The organism is Chryseobacillus diguaensis (assembly GCF_049220665.1).
Taxonomy (GTDB): domain Bacteria; phylum Bacillota; class Bacilli; order Bacillales; family Bacillaceae; genus Metabacillus_B.
Genome location: NZ_JBMKNV010000001.1, coordinates 499,478 through 519,181 on the forward strand (window position 1 = coordinate 499,478; position 19,704 = coordinate 519,181).

Genomic DNA, 19,704 nt, shown 5'->3' on the forward strand with positions numbered 1-19,704 from the left:
TATTTTCCTGTTATCTTTTTTTTCATATCTATTTGGCTGCAAATTCGCAAAAAAACTTGTCTCATAAAAGACAAGTTTTAATGAACAGTGCGATAGACCCCTATTACTTTCCCTAGAATAGACACGTTTCTAAGAATAATCGGTTCCATTGTTGAATTTTCAGGCTGCAGTCGAATGTAATCTTTTTCCTTGAAGAACCTTTTGACAGTCGCTTCATCTTCTTCAGTCATAGCCACGACAATATCTCCGTTGTTGGCTGTTTGCTGCTGGCGTACGAGCACCAGATCTCCGTCAAGAATACCTGCTTCTATCATACTGTCTCCCATGATTTCTAGCATGAAAACATGATCATCCGGTGATACGAATCGGTCAGGTATAGGGAAATATTCTTCCACATTTTCAATGGCTGTTATAGGAAGACCTGCTGTAACTTTACCAATAACAGGAACATCGATCACAGTGCTTCTCGGAATCTGATAGCTTGTTTCTTCTTCTAGTATCTCAATTGCTCTTGGCTTTGTAGGGTCTCTTCTGATTAATCCTTTGCTTTCAAGGCGGGAAAGATGGCCGTGAACGGTGGAACTGGAAGCAAGTCCTACTGCCTCGCCGATTTCTCTGACAGATGGCGGATAGCCCTTTTTCTTTACTTCCATTTTGATAAATTCCAGAATGTCCTGCTGTCTTCTAGATAGTTTCGTCGTCATCCTTAGCACCTCTCGTATCAAGTAATTTATGCTGATTATAGCATGATTTTCCTGCTAATACAAACATAAGTTCGAAAAAAGGAATTGACACAAAACATCTGTTCGCATTATACTTAATTTATCGAAAGCGAACAAACATTCTAAATTGGGGGAAATGATAATGCTGAAAGATTCTCTTCCTTATATTTTTACTTTTATGGCGTTAATGATTACGATGGTATTTGCGGTAGCCTATTCAGGGCAGCAATCCAATTTAAAGGATTATGCAACAATAAAAGTAGAAGAAGGAGACAACCTTTGGAACCTTGCAGACAAACTTGAAGATAAGCACGGATTATCGAAAATTGACTTTGTTCAATGGGTTCAGGATAATAATCATTTAAACTCTCCTGTTATTCATCCAGGTGAATCAGTTGTCATTCCGGTAAAAAAAGATTCTTTTACAGAAGTGAAAAATTTAGCTATAGATAAGTAGGTGCAAAGGTCTTGAATGCAATCATTTATTGCAGGGTGAGTACGGTTAAGGAGCAGCAGGAAACCTCACTTGAGAGACAAAGAGAGGAATTGCTGAAGCTGGCTGAAGAATACGAGATGAAGGTTGTCTCTGTTATTACTGAGCAGGCAAGCGGTTATGAAATTGAACGAGAGGGTATGCTCGAGCTTCTTGATTTAGTAAAAAATGAAGAGATTGATGCTGTTTTAGTGCAGGATGAAACAAGAATTGGCCGCGGAAATGCCCGTATGGCCATTCTTCACGTTCTCTTAAAATCAGAGACGGCAATTTTTACTATTTCTCATAACGGGCGGATCCAATTATCTGAAGCTGATACGATGGTACTTGATATAGTCAGTATAGTAGAAGAGTATCAGAGAAAAATACATAATTTAAAAATCAAAAGAGGAATGAAAAGAGCGGTTGAGAAAGGATATCGTCCTGAACATAATTTGGATAACAGACATATGGGCGGCAGAAAAGTAAAAACGGATATCCCTGTTGAAGAGATTGTGCGTTTAAGAAGCAATCAGCTGACTTTTGCAGAAATTGCTGCAACGCTCAGGGGCTTCGGTTACCCTGTTTCCAAAGCCACTGTTCACAGAAGATACCAGGAATATATGAAAGCGAGTCAAGAGTTATAGCTTGAAAGCAACATTCTATCCGCTTGGTAAAAAGGCTGTTAGTTTGCCTTTTATTTAAGTTTTTTGTACCATGGCTATATAAAGGGATAAAGGAGTATTTCAATGCTTTCACAAGAAAAGGTTGATCGAATTAATTTTTTAGCTAAAAAGTCAAAATCAGAAGGTTTAACAGAGTCAGAAAAGACGGAACAGCAAACTCTTCGCCTGGAATATTTAAAAGCTTTCAGAGGATCCATGAAAAACACTTTGAAAAATGTGACTGTAATAGATCCAAACGGGAAAGATGTGACTCCGGAGAAATTAAAAAGAGAAAAGAAAAATTTACATTAAAAAGGAATACTTGAAAAAGTACTCCTTTTTTCTATGTATAGGGATCTTTTTTAAACTTCGCTGCTTTTTTGCTTCTACTAAATCAATAGAAACCTTTCTATGTGAAGAAGTTGTACAATCAATCCACTATGGATATGATAGAAGGGTATGCAGATCAAGAAAGGATGGATAATATGACTCGAAAAATTGAAGACCTGAGCATTGCTACTATACGTACGTTATCAATTGATGCAATTGAAAAAGCGAATTCAGGACATCCTGGATTGCCAATGGGGGCAGCCCCAATGGCTTATCAATTATGGACGCAATATATGAATCATAACCCTTATAATCCTGATTGGTTTAACCGTGACCGATTTGTGCTTTCAGCGGGACATGGATCCATGCTGCTGTACAGCCTGCTTCATTTAAGCGGATATGGTGTAAGCATGGAGGATATCAAGTCCTTCAGGCAATGGGGTTCTAAGACTCCCGGTCACCCTGAATACAGACATACTCCTGGTGTAGATGCGACGACAGGACCTCTGGGACAGGGTATTGCAATGGCAGTAGGAATGGCCATGGCAGAACGTCATCTTGCTAGTACATACAATCAAGAAAACTTTAATGTAGTGGATCATTATACCTTTGCTATTTGCGGTGACGGGGATTTGATGGAAGGTGTTTCAAATGAAGCTTCATCACTTGCCGGCCATCTGAAGCTTGGGAAATTAATCGTCCTTTATGATTCGAATGATATTTCACTGGATGGAGACCTTGATCAATCGTTCTCAGAAAGCGTAGAGGACAGATATAAAGCGCTCAAGTGGCAGGTTATTCGTGTAGAAGATGGAAATGACTTAAGTTCAATTGCTAAAGCGATTGAGGAAGCTAAGAAGAATGAAGATCAGCCGACCTTAATAGAAGTAAAAACCATTATTGGATTTGGCTCTCCTAATAAAGCAGGAAATCACGGAGTGCATGGTGCTCCTCTCGGCAAAGATGAAACAAAGCTGACGAAGGAAGCTTATAAATGGACATTTGAAGAAGATTTCTACGTTCCTGATGAAGTTTACACTCATTTTAAAGAAACAGTAGCAGATAAAGGCGATAAAAAAGAAAAGCAGTGGAATGAGCTTTTAGCTGAATATGAAAAGAATTTCCCGGAATTGGGAAAACAGCTCAAGCTTGCCATCAAAGGAGATCTTCCTGAGAGTTGGGATAGTGAATTGCCAGTTTATGAAGCTGGAAAATCATTGGCATCAAGAGCTTCTTCTGGAGAGGTTTTAAATGCTATAGCTCAAAAAGTTCCTTATTTCTTTGGAGGAGCAGCAGATCTTGCCGGCTCCAATAAAACAACCATTAAAAACGAAGCAGACTTTTCTGCACGTGACTACAGCGGAAGAAATATCTGGTTTGGCGTTAGAGAATTTGCGATGGGTGCTGCATTAAACGGTATGGCGCTGCATGGCGGTTTAAAAGTATTCGGAGGAACCTTCTTCGTCTTCTCCGATTACTTAAGACCATCCATCAGACTTGCGGCCCTAATGGGCCTCCCTGTCACTTATGTCTTCACCCATGACAGTATAGCAGTTGGAGAAGATGGACCGACTCATGAGCCGATCGAACAGCTCCCATCTTTAAGGGCGATGCCAAATTTATCTGTAATCCGGCCTGGAGATGGAAACGAAACAGCAGCTGCTTGGATAATGGCGATGCGTTCCACTTCCACTCCCACAGCACTGGTGCTTTCTCGGCAGAACTTGCCTACATTTGAATTAAGCTCAGAGCTCGCTTATGAAGGTGTAGAAAAGGGTGCGTATACCATTTCACCAGCCCAAAAAGAAACAGCAGATGCTCTTCTATTGGCGTCAGGCTCTGAAGTCGGACTAGCCATTGAAGCACAAAAAGAATTAAGCAATGATGGCATTGATGTTGCTGTTGTCAGTATGCCATCCTGGGACCGGTTTGAAAAACAGTCTGAAGAATATAAGAAGTCTGTTCTTCCCAAGGATATTAAAAAACGCCTAGCCATTGAAGTAGCCTCACCGTTTGGATGGGAACGCTACACAGGCGAAGAGGGAGAAATCCTTGGCATCGATGGATTTGGTGCTTCAGCTCCTCAGGAAAGAATCATGAAAGAATATGGTTTCACAAAAGAGAATGTTGCTGCAAGGCTTAAGGCATTAATCAACAAGTAAAGGAATGAAAGAGGAACCTTTCAAGGTTCCTCTTTTTAACGTATGTGTTATGTGACAGCAATCGACAGAATTAGTGGCTCCTTGCTCCGCCTTCAGACATTAATTTCCTGATGGATGTTTTATAATGGCAATTATAAATATAGTCTGAAGGGGCGGGGGTTCGAAATGAGGCATTTTTATGTCTATTTGATAGAAGAGGAATTTGCAAGCCACTATTTTGGAAGAGAATTGAAAATGTTTTCTCTATTCAAGGAATTTCAATGGACAAGCTATCAGGATCCCTCCTATGCTATTATAAAAAAGCAAGTATCCTATGTAACAAGGGATATTCCAGTCCAAAAGATTAATCAGCTGCTGGAAACCCATCTTTATTATAGAAAGGATTACCAGCGGATCGGACAAATACATAAGCTTGAATTAAAAGGGAATAAAGGCAGTGCGACTCTGATTGTTAAAAATCATTATATTGAAATAAACTCAATTGGAAGCGTGGAGGCAGAGACCAATTTTTATGAGATATTACGAAATTTTGATCCTTGTTTTTTAGCAATGGACTTTCAAGCAGGCAAATATGGATGGCTAAATCCTGTCAAGGAAAGAAAATTTGTCTAAAAAGGCAGAAATTAAGGAGCAAATATTGTATAATATCGATTGGTTTAGTACACTGTAAAATAGACAACTTGAAGGAGGAAGTACCATGCCGTTATGGGTAGGCATTCTAGCAATTGTACTGGCGCTGCTTGCGGGCGTTGCGCTTGGATTTTTTATTGCTCGCCGTTATATGATGACTTACTTAAAGAAAAACCCGCCAATCAATGAACAAATGCTTAAAATGATGATGATGCAAATGGGTATGAAACCATCCCAAAAGAAAATCAATCAGATGATGAAGGCTATGAACAATCAGCAGTTAAAATAGACGATTCCTCATAAAAAAAGACACGCCATGCGTGTCTTTTTTTATATGGATTACTGTTGATAAGGATCATGGTCTATTTGCAGAGAAACCAATAATTGTATTCGTTCAGCAGCCGATCCAGTTCTTGGCTGTGCTCAATCGCAATGGATGCTGACATGCCTTTTTTTGAAACAACTTCTATTAATTCCGCTCTTTTTTTTTCGATTTTTTCAATCAGTTCCTGTTTTAACACTCAAACTGGTCCTCTCCCAGAAAATATACCTGATGTTTGAATTTGGAAAAAAGTTTAAAGTTTTGTTGCATATGTAATTTCATTATATAGGACAGGCGAAAGAGGATAAATATATTAGCCTGACATGTTAGCGAATTGACATATAAATGACATACATAGAAACATATAATTTCTTTCAGTAATTTGCTAAAATAAAGAAAAAGGTGAGAGCGAGTGGGGTAATGTGACGGGTGGGTTAAATATCTTTTTGGCATTTGGAGCTGGATTTCTTTCCTTTATTTCACCATGCTGTCTGCCGGTATATCCAGCATTTTTATCCTACATAACAGGAATTTCTGTCAGCGAGCTGAAAAGCGAGAACGGCATGTTTCAAAAAAGGAGTTTTTTGCATACTTTTTTCTTTTTGCTTGGTTTTTCTCTTATTTTTATTGCGATTGGATTTGGAACATCCTTAATAGGCAAATTTTTTCTGAACTACCAGGATCTGATCCGCCAAATTGGGGCTATTGTTATCATATTTCTTGGATTTGTTATTCTAGGCGTTTTCCAGCCGAAAATTTTAATTCAGGAGCATCGGCTGCATTTTAAAAACAGACCCCCGGGGTATATTGGTTCATTTTTAATTGGCCTCGGTTTTGCTGCTGGCTGGACACCTTGTACAGGCCCGATTCTATCAGCCGTTATTTTGCTTGCAGGAAATCATCCGGATTCAGGACTTCTCTATATGGTTTCTTATATTCTCGGCTTTGCCGTTCCTTTCTTTTTGCTATCCTTTTTCCTTGCCCATATAAACTGGATTAAAAGATATAATGTGCGCTTTATGAAGGCTGGAGGCACCCTGATGGTTGCGATGGGTGTGCTGCTGTTTTTTAACTGGATGACTAGAATTATTATCTTTTTTACTGACGTTACAGGATTTACAGGTTTTTAGACCTATTTTATTGGAAAATTTTGAGTCTAAAAGACTATTTTTTATTTAGATATTTGATATAATACAAACATAAGAATTGAAGTGTTTTCTGGGTACCGGAGAGGAGTTAAGCATGGCTAGAGTGCTGGTTGTTGATGATGCAAAATTTATGCGTATTACATTAGCGAATATTTTACGGGAAGCAGAACATGAAGTGGCCGGGGAAGCAGAAAATGGAGCAGAAGCAGTAGCTTTATACAGAGAACTGCAGCCGGAATTAGTGACAATGGACATTACCATGCCTGAGAAAAATGGTGTGGAAGCTTTGAAAGAAATTAAAAGTGAATTTCCGCAGGCAAAAATTATTATGTGCTCTGCAATGGGGCAGCAGAAAATGGTTGTAGAAGCGATTGAAGCAGGCGCAAAGGATTTTATTGTGAAACCATTTGATAAAAGCAGAGTTGTTGAAGCCATTCAAAGAGTTATGGGATAAGCATGGAAGCCATTTCAGAAGGATTTCTGAAGTGGTTTTTTATTAGGGCGACATGTATTATAATAGGAGTATACGCAAATAAAGGAATGGTGAAAAATGGACATGGTTATTGTTTCTTCAGTGATTGCTGTAGTAATGGGTATCATGGTCATGTTTGTGCGGATGAGAGCGTCGAAGAAGCCTGCAAGTGCCAGGAAAATTATCCTCCCGCCATTTTTTATGAGTACTGGAGCATTAATGTTTTTGTTCCCGGAGTTCAGGGTTTCTTCTATAGAATTGCTCGAAGCGGTTATTATAGGCGGGTTATTCTCAATATTACTGATCAAGACGTCTAAATTTGAAATTCGCGGCAATGAGATTTACTTAAAGCGTTCAAAAGCATTTGTTTATGTATTATTTGGATTGTTGTTCTTAAGAATTGCGTTAAAATCCTATTTAAGCAGTACGATTGATGTAGGACAGCTGAGCGGTATGTTTTTCTTATTGGCTTTCAGCATGCTTCTGCCTTGGAGAATTGCCATGTATATTTCTTATAAAAAATTATACAGTGAGCTGCATCCTCCTAAAATACATGCAACATGAAAATGAAAAAAGCGGACCAGTTTCATTCAACTGGCCGCTTTTTCAATTTCAGGGATCTTTCTTTAAAACAAGGCTTTATATGCCATTTCATCAATGTTTTTTTCTTTTAGCCTTTTTTTAAGAAATTTATGATCTCTTTTAGGAGTTGCCAAAATGTATCCTCTTATGACATGGTCTTCCGAAATGGCCGCAGCATTTTCCTCCAAAGCAAGTTCGCCGATTTTACCGGCAATTTTAGATCTCGCTATATCTCTGAATAATTCCGGCACTGGCTCTACAAGAGATTCAAGTAATTCTTTTTCCCGCTGATTCCATAAGTGACGTGTTTTTTCGATAAAGTGATCCTGCCAGTCCAGTTCAGACTTTCCGTCTTCTTTTGGAAGCCTTTTTAAAAATTTTCTGAACATAAAAAATCCGCCAATGGCAAGCAGTCCGGCCATCGCTAAAATCCAGAACAGGATAAACCACATAAATAACCCATTTAGCAAAAATACCACCCCAGCTAAACCCAGTTTTTCATTTATTATACAAGAATTCCTTCTTGAATTGCAGAGGAAATTTTTTTAGAATGTGCAAAACAGGGTTCATCCATGTTGCCGCACGCGCTAAAATAAATTCCGCTTAAGTTAGAAGAAACAAATGGACACAGGCTGAATACATTTAATAAAACCCTTATTAGGAGGCTTGAAAAATGGTAAAGTGTTATTGTCCAAATTGTATGCTGTTTTTAGAAGAAGGATCAGTTTGTCAAATATGCGGCCAGGAAGATATAAAGAAAATTGAAATTATGGTGGAGAGCCAATCCAAGACAACTGCAGGGGAAGGCTGCTGAAAAGGGGCAGTGTTTTAAAAATCAAAATATGCCTTATCGATCTTACTCGCATTTTTACCATCAAGGGTGAGGTTGATTTACATAAAGGCTGTTTTCGAAGGATTGTTGCTATTCGTATTGGCTTGGTACACGCATGAAGATCATCTCCGCGGCATCTTTTCTTAATCAGTTGTATTCTTGTTCGGGATTCATATATTTCATGAAAAAGCAACAAAGTAAAAAAAGAGCCTGCATAACTGAAAAAAAGCGAGAGTTCGAAATTTCTCTCACCATTATTAACCGCAAACAATTGGAATTTCAGTATTTCCAGTGAAGCATTTGCTGTCTTTATTTATTTTAATCTCCAATATGCCATTCTCATAAGAAGCATAAACTTCCTTTTTATTTACTAAAAAGGGCAGTGTAACAGACCGCTCAGTTGGACCCTCGCTAGAATCCTCTGCTGCCAAAAGTGTAACAATTACCATCTCATTCTCAATTCTAACCCTTATTCTTTCACAGGGGGCATTTGTCAGCTCGGCTTCAATAATATACTCTAAGCTTGTTTCAAATAAATCGACCCTGAATGCATAATCATCCCAGAAGCTTGTAAAAGGGTCTTCCAAAAACTGTTTCATCCAATTTTCTAACTCAGACTGTGATGAGGATGAACGGGAACTCTCGGTCTTATTGATGATAAAAACCTCCCAAAACGGTGCTACCTTAAATATATTCGTACGCTTTTTTAAGGTGACAGAGTTGGGAGGATAACAGTGATCATTTTTGCAAATTTAAATAAAACGCTGATTAAAAATCATGACCCGAATTATGCTTTTGGCGGGTATGATTGCGGTTTTTAACTTTTTTAGATCCGCTTAATGGCTCAGGCTGGCCGGAAAGATGGCCTTTAGGAGCGTTTTTTTTCATATCCTTGCTTGTATTTTTATTTGTCATCTGGAAACCTCCAAGGAATATTTTATCATCTGGTAAGCAACACTAACTTTTGAAATCAAGATTCCATAAGGGAGTGAATCATTTGCCTTACCATAAAAATAAACAGCAAAGCTTTCAGGCAGCTCAGCAAGGTACAAGTGCAGCTGCAGATGCATTTCGTTCTGCTTCTCAAGAAGAAGCGGACTATGGTGCCCAAGTAAAACAAGTAAAAGAAGAGGTGAATGAAGCATTCGCCCAAATTCAAAATGCAAGGGAAAATGCAACTGGAAATCAGAATATGCGATTGGATCAATTTGAAGAAGAGCTGAATCAAATTGTTTCTGAAGTGGATAAAGAGTATTAAAACGACGGGATTCCGTCGTTTTTAATTTTAGGCTCTTTTCTTAAACTTTGTGGCTTTTTCGCTATCTTACAATCAAATCAAAGTTCATGAAACTGGATCAAACTGTAAGAAAAAATGCTGCTAAGCCGATCTTAAACCTGCAGGAAAATTTGCAAGGACACCAACAATCTAGACGAAAAAAGTTTTATTACTGATTCTTTTTGCGTTTTTTGTTGTTCTGTTTTTGCTCAGCTGTTAAAGGTTCATTTTGAAATTCTTCATTATATCCAGCCCCCATGCCTTGAGAGGAGGCTGCATTCATCCCAGGTATCAAATGATTCGCTTTTCTTTTAGCCATTTTTCTCACCCCTTGGAATTAGTATTGGCGAAAAAACACTATAAATGACAAGAAGAATGTGGATGCAGCAATTGTGGAGGTAAATATTGAAATCAATAAGCTAAACTTATCTAGTTCAATAACATCATTGTTATTTACTTATGTATACGGTTATATTAAGATTAAATTGTAAATTATGTTCCGGTGGGATAGACCGGTTTCGACATTTGTCGATAAAGCTTTAAGGGGGAGAAAATCATGGCTGAACAACAACAATTATCGAAGCAGGATGTTTTTCAGGCTCGCAAAAGTTTTGAGCTTAATGGAAAAACGTACAACTACTACTCACTAAAAGCATTAGAAGATGCAGGTTTGGGAGATGTAACAAAACTTCCTTATTCCATTAAAGTTCTGCTTGAATCTGTATTGCGCCAGGTTGACGGGCGCGTTATTACAAAAGAACATGTTGAAAACCTTGCAAAATGGGGTACTGAGGGCATTCAGGAAATTGACGTGCCATTCAAGCCATCACGTGTTATCCTTCAGGATTTCACTGGTGTTCCAGCAATCGTAGACCTTGCTTCATTGCGTAAAGCAATGGCGGATCTTGGCGGTGATGCTGATAAAATCAATCCTGAAAAAACAGTTGATCTTGTTATTGACCACTCCGTGCAGGTTGATAAAGCAGGAACAGATGATTCACTTAAATTTAATATGGAGCTTGAATTCCAGCGTAACACAGAGCGTTACCAATTCTTAAGCTGGGCTCAAAAAGCGTTTGACAACTACCGTGCTGTACCGCCTGCAACTGGAATTGTTCATCAGGTGAACCTGGAGTATCTTGCAAACGTTGTCCATACTCAAGATGAAGACGGTGAAACAATAGCTTTCCCTGATACACTTGTTGGTACTGATTCTCATACAACGATGATCAACGGTATTGGAGTACTTGGATGGGGTGTCGGCGGTATCGAAGCAGAAGCAGGTATGCTTGGACAGCCTTCTTATTTCCCTGTACCTGAGGTAATCGGAGTTAAGCTTACAGGCAAAATGCCTGGCGGTACAACTGCGACTGACCTTGCTCTTAAAGTTACTCAAGTTCTTCGCCAAAGAGGCGTAGTCGGCAAATTTGTTGAATTCTTCGGTCCTGGGGTAGCTGAGCTTCCGCTTGCAGACCGTGCAACAATTGCGAATATGGCTCCTGAGTACGGAGCAACTTGCGGATTCTTCCCAGTTGATGATGAAACGCTTCATTATCTGCGTCTCACTGGACGTGAAGAAAGCCTGATCGATGTAGTGGAAACGTATTCTAAAGAAAATAATCTTTTCTACACAGCTGATAAAGAAGATCCGACATTTACAGATGTGGTTGAAATTGATCTTTCTGTCATTGAACCGAATCTTTCAGGCCCTAAACGCCCTCAGGATTTGATTCCTTTGACTGCAATGAAAGAAACTTTCCATAACCATTTAACAGCACCTGTCGGAAATCAGGGCTTTGGACTGGGTCAAGCAGAAACGGATAAAGAAATTTCAGTGAAGCTTGCATCTGGAAATGAAGTGAAGATGAAAACTGGTGCAATTGCAATCGCGGCTATTACAAGCTGTACAAATACTTCTAATCCATATGTTCTAGTTGGTGCTGGCCTCTTAGCAAGAAATGCCGTCGAAAAAGGCATGAATGTACCAGAATATGTGAAAACGTCACTTGCTCCGGGATCTAAGGTTGTAACTGGCTATCTGCAAAATTCCGGCCTTCTTCCATACCTTGAGGTTCTTGGATTTAATCTTGTTGGTTATGGCTGTACGACTTGCATCGGAAACTCAGGCCCGCTTGCTGAAGAAATCGAAAAAGCTGTAGCGGAAAACGATCTTCTTGTAACGTCTGTTCTGTCCGGTAACCGTAACTTTGAAGGCCGTATCCACCCGCTCGTTAAAGGAAACTATCTTGCTTCACCGCCGCTCGTTGTCGCATATGCACTTGCAGGTACGGTAGATGTGGATCTTCAAAAAGATCCGATCGGTAAAGATAAAGACGGCAACGATGTTTTCTTTAACGATATCTGGCCTAGCCAGGAAGAAATTAAACAGGTTGTTGCAGAAACGGTAACACCTGAATTGTTCCGCAAAGAATACAATCGTGTGTTTGAAGACAATGCCCGCTGGAATGAAATTGAAACAACAGATGAAGCATTGTACAAATGGGATCTTGATTCAACTTATATTCAAAACCCGCCGTTCTTTGAAGGCTTATCACCTGAAGCTGGTACGGTTGAACCTCTTAAAGGCTTGCGTGTAGTTGCTAAGTTCGGTGATTCGGTTACAACTGACCATATTTCACCAGCTGGTTCAATCGGCAAGGATACACCTGCCGGACGCTATCTGCAGGAAAAAGGAGTGTCTCCTAGAGACTTCAACTCTTACGGTTCAAGACGCGGAAACCATGAAGTCATGATGCGCGGAACGTTCGCGAATATCCGCATCCGCAATCAAATTGCTCCAGGTACAGAAGGCGGCTATACAACTTACTGGCCTAAAAACGAAGTAACTTCAATCTATGATGCTTGCATGCAGTACAAAGAGGACGGAACTGGCCTTGTCGTATTTGCAGGCAAAGATTATGGAATGGGCAGCTCTCGTGACTGGGCAGCTAAAGGAACAAATCTTCTTGGCATTAAAACGGTTATTGCTGAGAGCTTTGAAAGAATCCACAGAAGCAACCTTGTATTGATGGGTGTTCTGCCTCTTCAATTCAAAAAAGGTGAAAATGCTGATGTGCTCGGACTTGATGGGAAAGAAACGATTGAGGTTCTGATTGATGAATCCGTAAGACCTCGTGATATCGTAAAAGTCCGCGCAACAAATGAAGAAGGAAAAGTAACAGAATTTGAAGTGCTTGTCCGTTTTGACAGTGAAGTTGAAATTGACTATTACCGTCATGGCGGGATCCTTCAAATGGTCCTTCGAGATAAATTAAAAGCATAAATAAGTGAGGAACAGCCGATCGTGGCTGTTCCTTTTTAGTTGCTATTCGTGTCTTAGACCACGCATAGTGATTCGCTTCGTGGCATCTTTTCTTATTTGCAACTGTATTCTTGCTCAATTCACTTAAATGGATGAAAAAACAACAAAGTTAAAGAAAAGAGCCTACTTATAACAAGCTATTGAAGTTTAAGGACATCTCATGATTAAATAAGATAGAATATATTGTAAAAAGTATTTTTTGTCCTAATTTCTAAGCATTCACATAAGCATGATAAAACAGAGAGGGGGAAAGTACTTGAAGAAATGGTTCGCCATTTTGCTGCTTGCTTTACTTGCAGGAATTGCTTTATATCAGCTCGTTTTACCGAAGGAACCTGAGACGGGTATTGCTGTCGGAAACAAAGCCCCTGAATTTGAATTGCCTTCTCTTACAGGGAAAAAGGCAGGGCCAGAGGATTTTAAAGGTAAAAAAGTTCTGATTAATTTTTGGGCTACCTGGTGCGGTCCTTGTCAGGAAGAAATGCCATTATTAAAGTCATTTCAGGAAAAAAATCCGGATATCAAAATCTTAACGGTTAATGTAACAGCGAATGAAAGCAGCGTTGAAGCCGTCCGGAACTTTATTAAAAAAAGAAACCTTACTTTTCCGGTTGCTTTGGATTATGAAGGTACGACGAGCGGGAACTATCATGTTTTTGCCTTTCCTACTACATATTTTCTTGATCAAAATGGGGTTATTCAGAAAATCGTAAAAGGTCAGCTTACAAGTAAGACGCTTACCCCAAATTTTTAAGGATATGCTTTAAAAGCTTGAATTTACTGAATATATAAGCAGCTTTATGGCCACACTGAAGGAAAAATAGTGGAGGCTGAGCCTTATGAGAAAAATCCGAAAGTTAACCTTTGAAGAGCTTGTTAATGAAAACAAAAAAGAACTGTTGAAAGATGAACATTTTCTGAATCAAATCGAAGATAAGTTAGAACAGAGGTATTTAGAAAAATAATGGAATATATAAAAAATCATGATGAAGGCCCCCTTTTGCGGAAAAGATAAAGCGAAAGGGGGCTATTTCTTTGACCAATTCAAATGATAAGCAGAGCCACTTTACTCCAAACCATATTGGTACGAAATCAAGAGGGTTTGGCGGTAACAAAGGAAAAACGATGCAGGATAAATCTGGAAAGCATGCACAGGTTATTCAGACAAAAGGCGAGTAGCATTTAAATTCACTGAGGAGGAATGAACAATGGACAACAAACCGAACCCGGATGATCGAAGCGACAATGTAGAAAAGCTGCAGGATATGGTGCAAAACACCATTATGAATATTGAAAAGTCCCATGAAACAATGGAATTTTCTTCACCTGAAGAACGTGAAAAAATAAAAGAAAAAAATGCAAAGCGCGAAGATTCCTTAGCTGGGATGAGAGCTGAAATTAAGGATGAAGCGAACGCCCGTGAAAACGGATATAGCGATAACAGCGAACTGAAATAAGAAAAAAAGCCGGTCTATTTTTTTGGCCGGCTTTTCTAATAAGCGTAAACTGCAGGTAAATAGCCTGTGTGTGGTATGATATGAGAACAGAAAAGTTTGCAAGGAGAGAGAATGATGCTCATTTCCAAAAAAGAAATTGAAGTCAGGTATGCTGAAACAGACCAAATGGGAGTCGTGTACCATGCCAATTATGTCATTTGGCTAGAAGTAGGAAGGACCCAGCTGATTAAAGATCTTGGCTTTTCATACGCAGCTATGGAGGAAGAAGGAATATTGTCTCCCGTGGTTGATCTTCAGATCCAATATAAAAAACCTCTGAAATATGATGATACAGCTGTTATACATACATGGGTAGAAGAATATACAGGCGTGAAAGTCACTTATGGATATGAGATTTATACACCAAACGAGGAAGTATCCATAACAGCACTTTCAAGCCATGTTTGTGTGAAAAAAGATACGTTCAAGCCAATTCAAATAAGAAAGTATTATCCTGAATGGGATAAAGCATACGAAGAAGCGAAAAAGAGGAGTTAACATGGCTTTCGGAATTTCAAGGGAAGAGCTGAACAGCTGGAAAAAAAAAGCCGAAAAGGGAGAAGTAGCATTGTTAACCCACTTTTGGCTTGATGACCGCTTTCCAGACAGCCATGCCGTTACGAAAGCTGGCTGCTCTGATCTTTCCGAACTCATCCAGTGGGGCAAAAAGCATGGGCTAAAGCCTGAGTGGATTGACAGAAGAAGCAGCTATCCGCATTTTGATTTAATGGGAGAAAAACAGCTTGAAATTTTAAAGCTATACGGTCTGTCAGATCATATAAAGCGTTTTAATCTATAACAAAAACCGCAGAATTTATTATTCTGCGGTTTTTTCATAATGAAATTCGGGTTCATCCCCATCTTCTTTTACGTTCACTTGTAAATCATATTGATCAAAATACCACACGTCTGATTCTTCTACAAAAAAAGTCAGTCCATTTGCTTCAGCCATAGCAGCTGCTTCCTTTGGGGTGTCATTAATCACGCCAAGAGAAAATCCGCTTTGAATGGTGCTGTTTCCGCCATAGCGGACAAAAAACCGAAGGGAGTCACCGTCATTTAAATCAAGTTCTTCTTTGTACCAGCTTGCTGCTTTATTGCTGACTTTTAATTTCATTTCAGCGATCACTCCTTTCTTCTTAAACATTATTATTTTCCTTCATAAAAGATGCCATGCTAGAGCTTTTTTAACAATTCTTTTCCTTTTATAAATTTTCTGCTTAAACCATGTGCCGAATCAGCAACATTATATTTTAATTGCACTATGTTCCAAATAATCAATGATAAATATAAACAATTAATTAACCAAGTAGAGTATACCATTCTTTCTTCAATGAATGAAAAAAGGCAGCTTTCGCGAAGACTGTTGCTTTTCGAATTAGTTTTATTTACGCATTTAGGCTAGCTTCGGAACATCTTTTATTAAAATTCCTACCAAATCAAGGAGCTTGTAAAAGATATTTATTGTGAAAAGCAACAAAGTTTAAGAAAAGAGCCTTTAAAAAAGGACTTATTAAAGCTAAGACTCAAGGCGTATTGCAAAATATGGCTGCGGCTCATTATGACTTCCTCTTTCACAAGATAAGATAAAGACATAGAAAGGAGGAGTTAGTAAATGAAAAAAATAGTACTTCTTGTTTTAGGAGCGATCGCGGCTCTCATAGTGGTGGCAAACCTTGGCCACTTAATCGGAATGGCTATAAGCCTCGGCATTTTGTATTTTGCAGTAAGAGGCTTTATCAAAGCCCATTCTGCTGGAAGAAAAGTGCTGTGGGCCATTGCAGGCTTCATCGGTTTATCCCTTTCAGCAACAAACATCCCGGCACTCGTTGCGATCGCAGCCATTTATGTGATGTACGTTATCTTTAAAAAATGGAGCTCTGAAAAAGCAAAGACGACAGCCAGTAAAAATGATCCTTTCATGAATTTTGAAAAACAATGGGAAGAAATGAAAAGAAGCTAAAGGAGAGAGTATAATGGGAAATTTATTTCAGCGGATGAAACAAAATATCGAATCTGACCTGCATGAATTGCTTGATCACAAAGAGAAGGATAATCCGATCGCTATGCTGAATCACTATTTAAGAGAATGTGAAAAGGAAGCAGATAAAGTCAAAAAGCTTGTGGAAAGACAGGCAATGCTACAAAATGAATTTACAGATGAATACAATCATGCCATGCAGCTTGCAGCCAAAAGAAAGCATCAGGCTGACATTGCGGCACAGGCGGGAGAAACTGAGCTGTCTGAATTCGCTGTAAAAGAGCATACCATTTATGCAGAGCGGGCTCAAAGACTTGAAAAGAGCTCCAAGGAAGCAGCAGACAACCTTAAAGAGCTCGAACAGAAATATGAAGAGATGAAACACAAGCTGAAAGATATGCACTTAAGAAGAATGGAACTAATGGGAAGAGAGAATGCTGCAAGAGGGAATCATCGAATGAATAAAGTACATGAAGGTGAACATTTTATGACTTCTTCCTTTAACCGCTTCAGCGAAATGGAAAGCTATTTGGAAAGGCTCGAACAAAGAGTGAGCAAAGAGTATTACGCACATACCATTGATGAAAAAATCAGCTCTTTGGAAAAAGAACTAAAAAATCAGGAATCAAATGTAAATCCCTGAACAAACATGGTATTCTAAAAGGGCGCAGGGATGCTGCGCCTTTTTTAATCATGGCTGTTTTCTCAAAAGATTGTGGCTTTTCGTAAAAGCTATACCGCGTATTTAGACTACTTGCTGGACATCTTTTCTTATAGTTCTTGCTTTATCAAGTGTTTTGCGCACGAATTTTAAGTTAAAGAGCAACAAAGTTTTAGAAAAGAGCCTTAATCATTAATGATTTTGACTTTTACTGGATGGAGGCGCTGATTTTGCGGAGAAAAACCAATACAAACGTAATCAATATGCTGCTGTTAGTAGGCGCCATTCTTCTATTATTTGAATTTTTGTTTGATAACCATGGAAGAGTCATTTTTCTCGGTATAACAGGAGCATGCATCTATGCTGGCAGAAAAAAATTTTATTCGACTGCTGGGAAGCTTCTGTTCTGGTTTGGAGTCTTCTTTTTTGCTATCACACTTTTACAAACCTTTGCTTTAAAATTTCTCCTTTTTACCTCCATCATTTATTTCCTTTACCGCTACAGCAAATCCAAAAAAGAACCTCGGGTTATTTCTCCAAAGGTCATTCAGGCTGATTATGAAAAGGTTATTAAAAAAACGGCCTTTTTTAAAAATCGCCTTTTTGGAAGGGATAAAACTCCTGACCATGTTTATGAATGGAGGGATATTAACATTCAGGCAGGGTTTGGCGATACACTGATTGACCTCGGCAACACAGTTTTGCCAAAGGGAGAAGCAGTCATTGTGATTCGGAAGTGGGTAGGAAATATCCAAATTCTTATCCCGTATGAGGTAGAGGTAAATCTTAATCATTCTGTTCTTAACGGTTCTCTTGAGGTTTTTGACCATTCAGAACCCGGAACCTTTAATCAAAATCTTCAATATCAAACGGCTGATTATGAAAAGGCTGCCGTAAAGGTCAAGATTGTGACATCCGTCCTTGCTGGAGATCTTGAGGTGAAGCGGGTATGAGCATTTTAGTACGGCAGATCTTCATGAGCTGCTTTATCTCTGTTTCTGTTCTGGCTGGTTTAATCGTCTCCTATATAATTGTTATCCCGACAAAGAACGCTGCTAGCATCTGGAATCTAACGATAATGGATATGCCCTTTTACTTGTTCTGTGTGCTGTTAAGTATTTTAATAGGCATTATTTATGGACTGTCAACGGGGATTCATCTAAAAAAGCAGCTTGATGCTGTTACAGCTTCTCTTCACCAGCTAGAAAACGGAAAATTAACCGTACTGGAAGAATCACATGCGATTCCAGAATTTCAAGTCATTTCCCAGCAGCTGAATAAAGTCAAAAATCATTTATCCGAACAAACAAAGCTCTCTCAAAAGCTTGCAAATGAAAAAGCAGTAGATCAGGAAAAGAGAATGCAGGAAATTGTGTCGCAGGAAAGACAAAGGCTTGCCCGTGAACTTCATGATTCTGTCAGCCAGCAATTGTTCGCTGCATCCATGATGATGTCGGCCATCAATGAAGGAAGCGGCCCCAAAGAAGAGCTTCAGGCAAAACAGCTAAAAATGGTGGAAAGCATGATCCACCAGTCTCAGCTTGAGATGCGCGCTCTCCTTCTTCACTTGCGTCCCGCTGCACTAAAAGGGAAGTCATTGAAAGAAGGTATGGAAGAGCTTCTGATCGAGCTTTCGCAAAAAGTTCAAATGGACGTAACCTGGAAAGTTGAAAGCCTTGAGCTCGACAAGGGCATTGAAGACCATTTATTCAGGATTCTCCAGGAGTCCGTATCGAATACTCTGCGCCATGCAAAGGCACAATCTCTTCATGTTCTGTTAATTGAAAGGGACCAGCTTGTCATATTGAGGGTTTCTGATGATGGAATAGGGTTTAATATGGAAACGGAAAAAACAGGCTCCTATGGCCTGCAGAATATGAGAGAGAGAGCCATTGAACTAGGAGGTACCCTAAAAGTGATCAGTCTTCCCGGCAATGGTACAAGGCTGGAAGTAAAGGTGCCGATTTTGAAACAAGAGGAGGAAAAAAGGTGATAAAAGTACTTTTCGCAGATGATCATGAAATGGTCAGAATTGGTGTCTCCTCATACCTTGCAGCTCAGCCGGATATCGAAGTAACAGGAGAAGCAAGTAATGGGATAGAGGCAGTGAGGCTTGCACTTCAGCTCAGGCCGGATATTATTTTAATGGATTTGGTCATGAAAGAAATGGATGGCATCGAAGCAACGAGACAAATAATGGAGGAATGGCCTGAAGCCAAAATCCTCATTGTGACTAGCTTTCTGGATGATGAAAAGGTTTATCCGGCACTTGAGGCAGGTGCTTCCGGCTATATGCTGAAAACGTCAAGAGCGAGTGAAATCGCTGAAGCTGTCAGAGCTGCACATAAAGGACAAACCGTGCTTGAACCAGAGGTAACAGGCAAGATGATGTCTAAAATGCGTCAAAAGGAAAGGAAACTTCCTCATTCCGAACTGACAAACAGAGAACTTGAAATCCTTTTGTTAATGTCCCAGGGAAAAACCAATCAGGAAATTGCAGATGAGCTCTTTATTGCTCTGAAAACAGCGAAGGTCCATGTCAGCAACATTCTTAGTAAATTGGATGTTCAGGACAGAACACAGGCTGTTATTTATGCCTTTAAGCATTCTCTAGTGAAATAAGATTTATAA

The 19,704-nt window shown here is 39.3% G+C and carries 30 protein-coding genes; 23 read left to right on the plus strand and 7 right to left on the minus strand.

What is annotated here, in order from left to right; translation table 11 throughout:
- Positions 1-77: 77 nt before the first annotated feature.
- A complete protein-coding gene (lexA, locus tag ACOT8F_RS02435; RefSeq protein ID WP_421649950.1) occupies positions 78-704 on the minus strand; it encodes a transcriptional repressor LexA in 627 nt (208 codons plus the stop codon).
- A 160-nt stretch (positions 705-864) separates the two neighbouring features.
- Between lexA and yneA the strand changes: the two genes are divergently transcribed.
- The 6 genes from yneA (at position 865) to ACOT8F_RS02465 (ending at position 5,270) form a co-directional block, all read left to right on the plus strand.
- Positions 865-1,179 (plus strand): cell division suppressor protein YneA, encoded by a 315-nt coding sequence (yneA, locus tag ACOT8F_RS02440; RefSeq protein ID WP_421649951.1) that lies wholly within the window; start codon positions 865-867, stop codon positions 1,177-1,179.
- 11 nt (positions 1,180-1,190) lie between these two features.
- Positions 1,191-1,841, plus strand: coding sequence for a YneB family resolvase-like protein (locus ACOT8F_RS02445; RefSeq protein ID WP_421649952.1), 651 nt, complete (start codon positions 1,191-1,193; stop codon positions 1,839-1,841).
- A 102-nt stretch (positions 1,842-1,943) separates the two neighbouring features.
- Positions 1,944-2,171: a DUF896 domain-containing protein gene (locus ACOT8F_RS02450; protein WP_421649953.1), complete on the plus strand. Its 228-nt coding sequence runs from the start codon at positions 1,944-1,946 to the stop codon at positions 2,169-2,171.
- 173 nt (positions 2,172-2,344) lie between these two features.
- Positions 2,345-4,351 carry a transketolase gene (gene tkt, locus ACOT8F_RS02455; RefSeq protein WP_421649954.1) on the plus strand — a complete coding sequence of 669 codons (2,007 nt, stop codon included), beginning with the start codon at positions 2,345-2,347 and terminating at the stop codon, positions 4,349-4,351.
- A 165-nt stretch (positions 4,352-4,516) separates the two neighbouring features.
- Positions 4,517-4,963, plus strand: coding sequence for a sporulation inhibitor of replication protein SirA (gene sirA / locus ACOT8F_RS02460; RefSeq protein ID WP_421649955.1), 447 nt, complete (start codon positions 4,517-4,519; stop codon positions 4,961-4,963).
- 85 nt (positions 4,964-5,048) lie between these two features.
- Complete coding sequence (locus ACOT8F_RS02465; protein WP_231788253.1) at positions 5,049-5,270, plus strand: YneF family protein; 222 nt, start codon at positions 5,049-5,051, stop codon at positions 5,268-5,270.
- A gap of 73 nt (positions 5,271-5,343) precedes the next feature.
- Here ACOT8F_RS02465 and ACOT8F_RS02470 read toward each other — a convergent pair whose 3' ends face one another.
- Complete coding sequence (locus tag ACOT8F_RS02470; RefSeq protein WP_421649956.1) at positions 5,344-5,502, minus strand: aspartyl-phosphate phosphatase Spo0E family protein; 159 nt, start codon at positions 5,500-5,502, stop codon at positions 5,344-5,346.
- Positions 5,503-5,725: 223 nt separating this feature from the next.
- Here ACOT8F_RS02470 and ACOT8F_RS02475 point away from each other — a divergent pair, with 223 nt between their 5' ends.
- The 3 genes from ACOT8F_RS02475 (at position 5,726) to ACOT8F_RS02485 (ending at position 7,487) form a co-directional block, all read left to right on the plus strand.
- Positions 5,726-6,433 carry a cytochrome c biogenesis CcdA family protein gene (locus ACOT8F_RS02475; protein WP_421649957.1) on the plus strand — a complete coding sequence of 236 codons (708 nt, stop codon included), beginning with the start codon at positions 5,726-5,728 and terminating at the stop codon, positions 6,431-6,433.
- 112 nt (positions 6,434-6,545) lie between these two features.
- On the plus strand, positions 6,546-6,905 hold the full coding sequence (locus tag ACOT8F_RS02480; protein WP_421649958.1) for a response regulator: 360 nt from the start codon (positions 6,546-6,548) through the stop codon (positions 6,903-6,905).
- A 96-nt stretch (positions 6,906-7,001) separates the two neighbouring features.
- Positions 7,002-7,487, plus strand: a complete 486-nt coding sequence (locus ACOT8F_RS02485; protein ID WP_421649959.1) for a CcdC family protein — start codon at positions 7,002-7,004, stop codon at positions 7,485-7,487.
- 62 nt (positions 7,488-7,549) lie between these two features.
- Here the strand turns inward: ACOT8F_RS02485 and ACOT8F_RS02490 are convergent, their stop codons facing one another.
- On the minus strand, positions 7,550-7,975 hold the full coding sequence (locus ACOT8F_RS02490) for a DUF2621 domain-containing protein (RefSeq protein WP_421649960.1): 426 nt from the start codon (positions 7,973-7,975) through the stop codon (positions 7,550-7,552).
- A gap of 203 nt (positions 7,976-8,178) precedes the next feature.
- On the opposite strand from ACOT8F_RS02490, the gene ACOT8F_RS02495 reads away from it, so the two are divergent.
- Positions 8,179-8,319: a hypothetical protein gene (locus tag ACOT8F_RS02495; protein WP_421649961.1), complete on the plus strand. Its 141-nt coding sequence runs from the start codon at positions 8,179-8,181 to the stop codon at positions 8,317-8,319.
- A gap of 275 nt (positions 8,320-8,594) precedes the next feature.
- On the opposite strand, the gene ACOT8F_RS02500 is transcribed toward ACOT8F_RS02495, so the two are convergent.
- Complete coding sequence (locus tag ACOT8F_RS02500; RefSeq protein WP_421649962.1) at positions 8,595-8,924, minus strand: Hsp20/alpha crystallin family protein; 330 nt, start codon at positions 8,922-8,924, stop codon at positions 8,595-8,597.
- 181 nt (positions 8,925-9,105) lie between these two features.
- Positions 9,106-9,252, minus strand: a complete 147-nt coding sequence (locus tag ACOT8F_RS02505) for a small acid-soluble spore protein P (protein ID WP_421649963.1) — start codon at positions 9,250-9,252, stop codon at positions 9,106-9,108.
- Positions 9,253-9,325: 73 nt separating this feature from the next.
- On the opposite strand from ACOT8F_RS02505, the gene ACOT8F_RS02510 reads away from it, so the two are divergent.
- Complete coding sequence (locus ACOT8F_RS02510; RefSeq protein WP_421650038.1) at positions 9,326-9,595, plus strand: hypothetical protein; 270 nt, start codon at positions 9,326-9,328, stop codon at positions 9,593-9,595.
- Positions 9,596-9,782: 187 nt separating this feature from the next.
- Here ACOT8F_RS02510 and sspO read toward each other — a convergent pair whose 3' ends face one another.
- Complete coding sequence (gene sspO / locus ACOT8F_RS02515; protein ID WP_421649964.1) at positions 9,783-9,932, minus strand: small acid-soluble spore protein SspO; 150 nt, start codon at positions 9,930-9,932, stop codon at positions 9,783-9,785.
- Positions 9,933-10,169: 237 nt separating this feature from the next.
- On the opposite strand from sspO, the gene acnA reads away from it, so the two are divergent.
- The 7 genes from acnA (at position 10,170) to ACOT8F_RS02550 (ending at position 15,230) form a co-directional block, all read left to right on the plus strand.
- Entirely contained in the window at positions 10,170-12,896 is a 2,727-nt protein-coding gene (acnA, locus tag ACOT8F_RS02520; RefSeq protein WP_421649965.1) for an aconitate hydratase AcnA, read from the plus strand.
- Positions 12,897-13,191: 295 nt separating this feature from the next.
- Entirely contained in the window at positions 13,192-13,689 is a 498-nt protein-coding gene (locus tag ACOT8F_RS02525) for a TlpA family protein disulfide reductase (RefSeq protein WP_421649966.1), read from the plus strand.
- A gap of 85 nt (positions 13,690-13,774) precedes the next feature.
- Positions 13,775-13,900 (plus strand): FbpB family small basic protein, encoded by a 126-nt coding sequence (locus ACOT8F_RS02530; protein WP_421649967.1) that lies wholly within the window; start codon positions 13,775-13,777, stop codon positions 13,898-13,900.
- Positions 13,901-13,970: 70 nt separating this feature from the next.
- Entirely contained in the window at positions 13,971-14,114 is a 144-nt protein-coding gene (locus ACOT8F_RS02535) for an acid-soluble spore protein N (RefSeq protein ID WP_421649968.1), read from the plus strand.
- Positions 14,115-14,143: 29 nt separating this feature from the next.
- On the plus strand, positions 14,144-14,392 hold the full coding sequence (gene tlp, locus ACOT8F_RS02540) for a small acid-soluble spore protein Tlp (protein ID WP_421649969.1): 249 nt from the start codon (positions 14,144-14,146) through the stop codon (positions 14,390-14,392).
- 114 nt (positions 14,393-14,506) lie between these two features.
- Positions 14,507-14,929 (plus strand): YbgC/FadM family acyl-CoA thioesterase, encoded by a 423-nt coding sequence (locus tag ACOT8F_RS02545; RefSeq protein ID WP_421650039.1) that lies wholly within the window; start codon positions 14,507-14,509, stop codon positions 14,927-14,929.
- A gap of 1 nt (position 14,930) precedes the next feature.
- Positions 14,931-15,230 (plus strand): hypothetical protein, encoded by a 300-nt coding sequence (locus ACOT8F_RS02550; RefSeq protein WP_421649970.1) that lies wholly within the window; start codon positions 14,931-14,933, stop codon positions 15,228-15,230.
- A gap of 18 nt (positions 15,231-15,248) precedes the next feature.
- Here ACOT8F_RS02550 and ACOT8F_RS02555 read toward each other — a convergent pair whose 3' ends face one another.
- Complete coding sequence (locus ACOT8F_RS02555; protein WP_421650040.1) at positions 15,249-15,548, minus strand: HesB/YadR/YfhF family protein; 300 nt, start codon at positions 15,546-15,548, stop codon at positions 15,249-15,251.
- 498 nt (positions 15,549-16,046) lie between these two features.
- Between ACOT8F_RS02555 and ACOT8F_RS02560 the strand changes: the two genes are divergently transcribed.
- From ACOT8F_RS02560 to ACOT8F_RS02580, 5 genes are all read left to right on the plus strand, one after another.
- On the plus strand, positions 16,047-16,394 hold the full coding sequence (locus tag ACOT8F_RS02560) for a lmo0954 family membrane protein (RefSeq protein ID WP_421649971.1): 348 nt from the start codon (positions 16,047-16,049) through the stop codon (positions 16,392-16,394).
- Positions 16,395-16,407: 13 nt separating this feature from the next.
- Positions 16,408-17,055 carry a PspA/IM30 family protein gene (locus ACOT8F_RS02565; RefSeq protein WP_421649972.1) on the plus strand — a complete coding sequence of 216 codons (648 nt, stop codon included), beginning with the start codon at positions 16,408-16,410 and terminating at the stop codon, positions 17,053-17,055.
- Positions 17,056-17,303: 248 nt separating this feature from the next.
- On the plus strand, positions 17,304-18,026 hold the full coding sequence (liaF, locus tag ACOT8F_RS02570; protein ID WP_421649973.1) for a cell wall-active antibiotics response protein LiaF: 723 nt from the start codon (positions 17,304-17,306) through the stop codon (positions 18,024-18,026).
- Positions 18,023-19,066, plus strand: coding sequence for a sensor histidine kinase (locus ACOT8F_RS02575; protein WP_421649974.1), 1,044 nt, complete (start codon positions 18,023-18,025; stop codon positions 19,064-19,066). The genes liaF and ACOT8F_RS02575 overlap by 4 nt, the downstream gene beginning before the upstream one ends.
- Positions 19,063-19,695 carry a response regulator transcription factor gene (locus ACOT8F_RS02580; protein ID WP_421649975.1) on the plus strand — a complete coding sequence of 211 codons (633 nt, stop codon included), beginning with the start codon at positions 19,063-19,065 and terminating at the stop codon, positions 19,693-19,695. Before ACOT8F_RS02575 ends, ACOT8F_RS02580 begins: the two co-directional genes overlap by 4 nt.
- Positions 19,696-19,704: the final 9 nt, after the last annotated feature.

Coding starts and splice junctions, on each gene's coding strand:
- sspO (WP_421649964.1), bottom strand. CDS start 9,932: ATGGCTAAAAGAAAAGCGAATCATTTGATACCTGGGATGAATGCAGCC.
- ACOT8F_RS02505 (WP_421649963.1), bottom strand. CDS start 9,252: ATGACAAATAAAAATACAAGCAAGGATATGAAAAAAAACGCTCCTAAA.
- yneA (WP_421649951.1), top strand. CDS start 865: ATGCTGAAAGATTCTCTTCCTTATATTTTTACTTTTATGGCGTTAATG.
- ACOT8F_RS02560 (WP_421649971.1), top strand. CDS start 16,047: ATGAAAAAAATAGTACTTCTTGTTTTAGGAGCGATCGCGGCTCTCATA.
- lexA (WP_421649950.1), bottom strand. CDS start 704: ATGACGACGAAACTATCTAGAAGACAGCAGGACATTCTGGAATTTATC.
- tlp (WP_421649969.1), top strand. CDS start 14,144: ATGGACAACAAACCGAACCCGGATGATCGAAGCGACAATGTAGAAAAG.
- ACOT8F_RS02465 (WP_231788253.1), top strand. CDS start 5,049: ATGCCGTTATGGGTAGGCATTCTAGCAATTGTACTGGCGCTGCTTGCG.
- ACOT8F_RS02550 (WP_421649970.1), top strand. CDS start 14,931: ATGGCTTTCGGAATTTCAAGGGAAGAGCTGAACAGCTGGAAAAAAAAA.
- tkt (WP_421649954.1), top strand. CDS start 2,345: ATGACTCGAAAAATTGAAGACCTGAGCATTGCTACTATACGTACGTTA.
- ACOT8F_RS02575 (WP_421649974.1), top strand. CDS start 18,023: ATGAGCATTTTAGTACGGCAGATCTTCATGAGCTGCTTTATCTCTGTT.
- acnA (WP_421649965.1), top strand. CDS start 10,170: ATGGCTGAACAACAACAATTATCGAAGCAGGATGTTTTTCAGGCTCGC.
- ACOT8F_RS02485 (WP_421649959.1), top strand. CDS start 7,002: ATGGACATGGTTATTGTTTCTTCAGTGATTGCTGTAGTAATGGGTATC.
- ACOT8F_RS02495 (WP_421649961.1), top strand. CDS start 8,179: ATGGTAAAGTGTTATTGTCCAAATTGTATGCTGTTTTTAGAAGAAGGA.
- ACOT8F_RS02565 (WP_421649972.1), top strand. CDS start 16,408: ATGGGAAATTTATTTCAGCGGATGAAACAAAATATCGAATCTGACCTG.
- ACOT8F_RS02545 (WP_421650039.1), top strand. CDS start 14,507: ATGCTCATTTCCAAAAAAGAAATTGAAGTCAGGTATGCTGAAACAGAC.
- ACOT8F_RS02450 (WP_421649953.1), top strand. CDS start 1,944: ATGCTTTCACAAGAAAAGGTTGATCGAATTAATTTTTTAGCTAAAAAG.
- ACOT8F_RS02480 (WP_421649958.1), top strand. CDS start 6,546: ATGGCTAGAGTGCTGGTTGTTGATGATGCAAAATTTATGCGTATTACA.
- sirA (WP_421649955.1), top strand. CDS start 4,517: ATGAGGCATTTTTATGTCTATTTGATAGAAGAGGAATTTGCAAGCCAC.
- ACOT8F_RS02530 (WP_421649967.1), top strand. CDS start 13,775: ATGAGAAAAATCCGAAAGTTAACCTTTGAAGAGCTTGTTAATGAAAAC.
- ACOT8F_RS02555 (WP_421650040.1), bottom strand. CDS start 15,548: ATGAAATTAAAAGTCAGCAATAAAGCAGCAAGCTGGTACAAAGAAGAA.